We start from the raw sequence: 3,874 nt of genomic DNA, 5'->3' as shown, positions 1-3,874 counted from the left end.
CCGGCCGGGTTCACCCTCGTCGAGACCGCTCCCGGCGTCACCCCCGACGACGTCGCCAAGGCCACCGACGCCCCCCTGACCATCCCCGACACCGTCCCCGAGATGACGCTGCCCGCCACCGCCTGAGGTCCGCCCTGACGCGTGAGGACCCCCTGGCCGGCCGGCCAGGGGGTCCTCGTGCGTCCGGGGATCAGAAGGGGTAGGCGGGCAGGTCGCCGCGCAGGGTGACCCACTGCGTCTCGGTGAACGCCTCGATGTTGGCCTGCGGGCCACCGTGCCGGGAGCCGGTGCCCGAGGCGCCGACACCGCCGAACGGGGCGACCGCCTCGTCGTTGACCGTCTGGTCGTTGATGTGCACCAGGCCCGACGGGATCCGCTCGGCCAGCTCCAGGCCGGCGTGGACGTCGCGGGTCAGGATGCCCAGGCTCAGCCCGTACTCGGTGCCCGCGGCGAGCGCGGCCACCTCGTCCAGGGACGAGAACGCGGTCACCGGGGCGACCGGGCCGAAGATCTCCTCGGCGTAGGCAGGGGCGTCGACCGGGACGTCGGCGAGCACGGTGGGCCGGTAGAACAGCCGCTCGAAGGTGCCGCCCGTGCGCACCGTGGCGCCGGCGTCCACCGACGCGGTCACCAGGCCGTGCACCCGGTCGCGCTGGCCTGCGTCGATCAGCGGCCCGAGCGCCACCTGCTCGCGGAACGGGTCGCCCACCGGGAGCTTCTCCACCTTCTCGGCGAGCACCGCGGTGTACTCCTCGGCGATCGACTCGTGCACCAGGTGCCGGGACGTCGCCATGCAGATCTGACCGGAGTGGGAGAAGGTCCCCCAGGCGCCGACCGAGGCGGCCGCGGTCACGTCGACGTCCGGGAGCACGATCAGCGCCGAGTTCCCACCCAGCTCCAGGTGCGCCCGCTTGAGGTGCTGCCCGGCCAGCGAGCCGACGGCGCGGCCGGCCTTCGTGGAGCCGGTGAAGGCGATGATCCGCACGGCGGGCTCGACGACCAGCGCCTCGCCGACGTCGGCGCCGCCGGGCAGCACCTGGAAGACGCCGGCCGGCAGCCCGGCCGCCTCGAACACCCGCGCGAACACCGCACCGCCGCAGATGGCCGTGCGCGGGTCGGGCTTGAGGATCACCGCGTTGCCCAGCGCCAGGGCCGGCGCGATCGCCCGGATGGCCAGGATGGTCGGCACGTTGAACGGCGCGATCACACCGACGACGCCGGCCGGCACCCGGCGGGCGAAGGACAGCCGCGGGGCGCCGGTGCGCAGCAGCTCGCCGTAGGGGTGGGACGGCAGCGCGGCGGCCTCGTAGCACTCGGCGGCGCTGGTGTGCACCTGGAAGTCCCCGAAGGGCTGGATGGCGCCGGACTCGCGGGACAGCCAGCCCTTGATCTCCTCGGCGTTGGCCTCGAGCAGCTCACCGGCGCGGCGCAGCACCCGCGCCCGCTCCTCGAAGGGCAGCGCCGCCCACGCGCGCTGGGCCGCGACGGCCCGCTCCGCGGCGGTGTGGACGTCCTCGGGCGTCGCCTTCCCCACTGCGCCGATCACGTCGCCGGTGGCCGGCTCCACCGCGTCGTAGGTGCCGCCCGAGCCGTCGGTCCAGGCCCCCGTCCAGACCTTCCCCTGCCACGCGCCGTCGTCCAGCAGTGCCATCCCACGTCTCCGTTCCCGGCCGCCCGTCTGCGGCCCGGGCACCGAGGCTACCGATGGGTAAGGGGCACTCCCGAGTGGCCCGCCACTGACCCAGCGTGCTGGGCACGCCGCGACACCCCCAGGGACGGACCCGTCCGTCCCCACGGTTGGGGGCACCGGATCGGGTGAACGCGGAACTAGCTTCGGGTCCCGTCGCGGCCGCCTCCGGCCGCCCGCCCCGGCTCCCGAGACCGGGGTCGCCCCGAACACCGCCGATCCCCCGCGAGCGGAGACCCCCATGCGCAGGACCATCATCGCCGCCGGCTCGTTCGCGCTCCTGCTGGGCAGCGCGACCGCGGCCACCGCCGCCCCACCCGGGAGCGACCCCGTCGACCACGTCGTGGTCGCCGGCGACCTGGACAACCCCCGCCAGCTCTCCTGGTCCGGCCGCACGCTGCTGGTCGCCGAGAGCGGCCAGGGTGGGACGGACTGTGCGCCGGCCCCGGCCGAGGCGCCCCCGGCTGAGACGACCGCCGCCGACACCCTGGCGACCACGGACGAGGCCGTCGTCGCCGAGGACACCGCTCCCGCCGGGGACGACGGCACGGCCGACCAGGGCTCCGGCGACACCCCCGTCGCTCCGGACACCACGACGGACACGACTGCCGACGCCACCGCCACCGGCACGACCGCGGACGACACGACCACCGCTCCCGCCGACACTCCTCCCGCTGACACCGCCTCCGCTGACACCGCCCCCGCCGACGACGCCGCCACCGCGGCCGCCGCCGAGGTCTGCGAGGGCCCGACCGGCGCCGTCGCCGGCATCGAGCGGCCCGGCCGGGTCGAGGACGGCGAGGCCGAGACCCTCGTCGAGGGCCTGTACTCGGTGGAGAGCCCCGAGGGGTCCGTCGGCCCGGCCGGCGTGGCCGCCACCGAGCGGGACGACGTCCTGCTGATCGCCCAGGGGGAACTCAGCCCCGACGCGCTGGCCCCCGACACCGACGACGCGGCGGCCGCGACGCAGGAGCACCTGCTCGTCAGCGACGACGGTGCGGTCCGCCCGTGGGTCGACCTCGGCCAGGCCGAGAGCGACCAGGACCCCGACGGCAACGGCGTCGCCGACAGCAACCCGAACGCGGTCCTCTTCGTCGACCCGGAGGACAGCGACGACGACCGCGGGGACGGCGGCGGGGACGACAGCGACGACCAGTACGCGCTGGTCGCCGACGCCGGTGCCAACGCGGTGTGGAAGGTGACCGCCGACTTCGACGACCTGCGGGACGACGAGCTGCCCGACTACGAGGTGAGCGTCTTCGCCGCCTTCCCCGGCGAGGAGGGCGAGCCGCAGTTCGTGCCCAGCGCCCTCGCGCAGGACGCCGACGGCAACGTCTACGTCGGCGGGGTCGGCGGCGGGTTGGCTCCCGGCGGTGCCGAGGTCGTGCGCCTCGACGCCGACGGCGAGGAGACCGGCCGGTGGAGCGGCTTCACCGCGATCAACGGCATCGCGGTCGCCCCCGACGGCGAGCACGTCTACGTCTCGCAGGTCTTCGGCAGCGAGGGCCCCGCGGATGGCGGCACCGGCTCGGTGGTCCGGTTCGAGACCGAGGACTCCGACGAGGCGACCTACGTCGAGGCCGACGTCCCGTTCCCGGCCGGCCTGGCGCTGGGCGGCAACGGCGCGGTCCACGTCGCCGCCTACAGCCTCTCCCCCGCCGACGCCGACGACCCGGCCACCGAGGACGTCGAGGGCGGCCAGGTGTGGCGCTTCACCTTCCCCGAGGACGCCGAGGAGCAGCTGCTGCCGGTGGTGGACGTGGCGACCGAGCCCGCCCCCGCGGACGACGCCGCCGCCGACCCGGCCCCGGCCGACGACGGCGCGACCACGCCGGCGCCGGCCGACGACGGCTCGGCGCTCCCGGACGACGGCACGGTGCTCCCGGACGACGACGGGACCCTCGACCAGGGCAACGGCGACGTCCCCGTCCCGGACGACGGCACCCTGACCCCCGCCGACGGCACCGGGGTCCCAGCCGACGGCACCGGGGCCGCGGCGGACGACGACGGGACCCTCGACCAGGGGCCGGGCGGCCAGACCCCCTGACCGGCGCCCTCCAGAACGGCCGTGGGGGGGGGGGGGGGGGGGGGGGGGGGGGGGGGGGGGGGGGGGGGGGGGGGGTGGGGCGGGGGGGGGGGGGGTGCGGGTCGGGCGGGGTGTGGTTGAGGGGGTTGTGGTGGGGGGCG

Annotated in this window: 2 protein-coding genes; one reads left to right on the top strand and one right to left on the bottom strand. The window is 76.5% G+C overall.

The window, feature by feature from the left end; translation table 11 throughout:
- Positions 1 to 190 precede the first annotated feature (190 nt).
- Complete coding sequence (locus ACI79C_RS25180) at positions 191 to 1,651, bottom strand: benzaldehyde dehydrogenase (protein ID WP_456948439.1); 1,461 nt, start codon at positions 1,649 to 1,651, stop codon at positions 191 to 193.
- A gap of 277 nt (positions 1,652 to 1,928) precedes the next feature.
- Between ACI79C_RS25180 and ACI79C_RS25175 the strand changes: the two genes are divergently transcribed.
- Positions 1,929 to 3,734: a ScyD/ScyE family protein gene (locus tag ACI79C_RS25175; RefSeq protein ID WP_456948438.1), complete on the top strand. Its 1,806-nt coding sequence runs from the start codon at positions 1,929 to 1,931 to the stop codon at positions 3,732 to 3,734.
- Positions 3,735 to 3,874 lie beyond the last annotated feature (140 nt).

The sequence above is a fragment of the Geodermatophilus sp. SYSU D00697 genome, assembly GCF_054050175.1.
This window is presented reverse-complemented; position numbering and strand designations above follow the sequence as displayed.